The 1,911-nt window shown below is 42.7% G+C and carries 2 protein-coding genes and 1 pseudogene; 1 reads left to right on the top strand and 2 read right to left on the bottom strand.

Annotation, left to right across the window (positions count from 1 at the left end; all coding sequences use genetic code 11):
* Positions 1–10 precede the first annotated feature (10 nt).
* Entirely contained in the window at positions 11–487 is a 477-nt protein-coding gene (locus AC1DWB_RS34370; protein WP_477545561.1) for a MarR family winged helix-turn-helix transcriptional regulator, read from the bottom strand.
* Positions 488–574: 87 nt separating this feature from the next.
* On the opposite strand from AC1DWB_RS34370, the pseudogene AC1DWB_RS34365 reads away from it, so the two are divergent.
* A pseudogene (locus tag AC1DWB_RS34365) lies at positions 575–994 on the top strand (chromosome condensation regulator); the annotation flags it as partial.
* Positions 995–1,315: 321 nt separating this feature from the next.
* On the opposite strand, the gene AC1DWB_RS34360 reads toward AC1DWB_RS34365, so the two are convergent.
* A partial coding sequence (locus tag AC1DWB_RS34360; RefSeq protein WP_477545560.1) for an ATP-binding protein occupies positions 1,316–1,911 on the bottom strand: 596 nt, incomplete at its 5' end.

Genomic DNA, 1,911 nt, shown 5'->3' with positions numbered 1-1,911 from the left:
CTTTAATTGATTACTCAAGTGTAATATCTCCCTCTGTACCAATGTGCTCTTTATTTTTATAATGTAGGATTAGCTTTGAGAGGATGCCCGATAATTGAAAAATTTCTTCCTCGCTTAATATAGAAAAGGTCTCCCGATTTCCAGGAATTCTCTTAGGACGAGTAGTTTGTAATGCGCTCTCGCCTTTCTCCGTCAAAAGTAGACGGGTAATTCTACGATCCTTTGAATCTTTGTATACTTCCAAATATCCTTCTTTCTTTAGCCGATCAACAACTCCCGTTATTGCTTGTTTTGTCACTAATGTGTTTTGATGGAGATCTCCCATAGACGAATTAGGTTTAGAGTCTAACAATGCCAAAATCATATATTGCTGTACACTGTTTAGATCTGCTTCATGTACATACTTTCCACCTAGTCTTTCCAACATGTTGGATACACGGATTATGTCCATCACGATGTCCGCCAGTCTGGTATCTTTATCTTCCATATTTGTTCTCCCTCTAATAAAATTTAATCAAGATGTTGACTGTTATAATCATAGTTCCTTTTAATACAATTGTCAACATGTTGATTATTGACGATTGTGGGTAATAATCGGTATGGCGAATGCAAGGTAAGCGGCTGGCGCGACATAGTGGCGGCAGCGGCAGGTTACCTTCATACCGTCGGTCTTAAATCGGACGGCACGGTGGTTGCTGTGGGTTTGAATAAGCATGACCAATGCGATGTAAGCGGCTGGCGCGGTATTGTGGCGATAGCGGCGGGTAGTCATCATACCATCGGCCTTAAATCGGACGGTACTGTGGCGGCTGTGGGTTGGAATAAGCATGGCCAATGCAATGTAAGTGGCTGGCGTGATATGGTGGCGGTTGCGGCGGGTTGCGCTCAYACCGTCGGTCTTAAATCGGACGGCACGGTGGTTGCTGTAGGWGATAATGAATATGGACAATGCGATGTAMGCGGCTGGCGCGGCATCCAACTGCCCGGCAATTAGTTTTCAATATTAATAGTACATATAATAATGAAAGCCATGCGCCGATTTCTCTTGCATGGCTTATGTTTTGTATTAATATCCAAATGTTTTACAGTCCTTTTCATGTAAAATTCCGCTGTCAAAGAACGGTAGTTCAAAAATACAGCGACAAGTCTAGGACTTTATTTTCTCGTCCAAGACTGTCGCTGTTTCGATTTCTGGTGTCAGTCTAATACTAATTTCTAGCCAGTTAACAATTTTCCGTTTCTCAAAGCCCGTAATATCAAGCATTCCAGTCTATATCTTAATTTTCATCATACACGTGTCCCAAAAAGTAAGCATTTAGGGATACAGGAATACACTTGGAAAAGTAATTGTGTATTCCGTACCCATACCAATCTCGCTCTTAATGTCGATCTTGCCGTTCATCTTCTTAATAATGCCGAAGGAAACCATCGTTCCGAGTCCTGTACCCTTCTCCTTCGTGGAGTAGTACGGGGTCCCCAGTCGTCTGATCTGTGCCTCCGTCATCCCAACACCCGTATCACGAATCGTGACTGCAATATGTTCCTTCAGCCTATAGGCTTGAATGTCCAATACACCGCCGTTGCTCATCGCTTCGATCGCATTTTTGCCAATATTGACTAACGCTTGCCGGAATTTATAACGATCACCTATGATGTGCAGCGGAAGTTCTTCGGTGAAGGTCGCATTGATCTGGATATTATTGTAGTTCGCATAAGTGATTAGTACATTGGACAAGTATTGCAGCTCCTCGGTCATGTCCAGCTTCTCTATCATTTCAGGATCAGGTTTCGCCAGTGACAAATAATCAGTAATGATGAGCTGGGCACGATCTAACTCTTCGAGACATATTTTCTGATAAAATTCCTTACGCTCCTTGTCCAAATTGTCTATGCCGAACAACTGAATAAATC

Source organism: Paenibacillus sp. P4_E11, from assembly GCF_056401635.1.
This window is presented reverse-complemented; position numbering and strand designations above follow the sequence as displayed.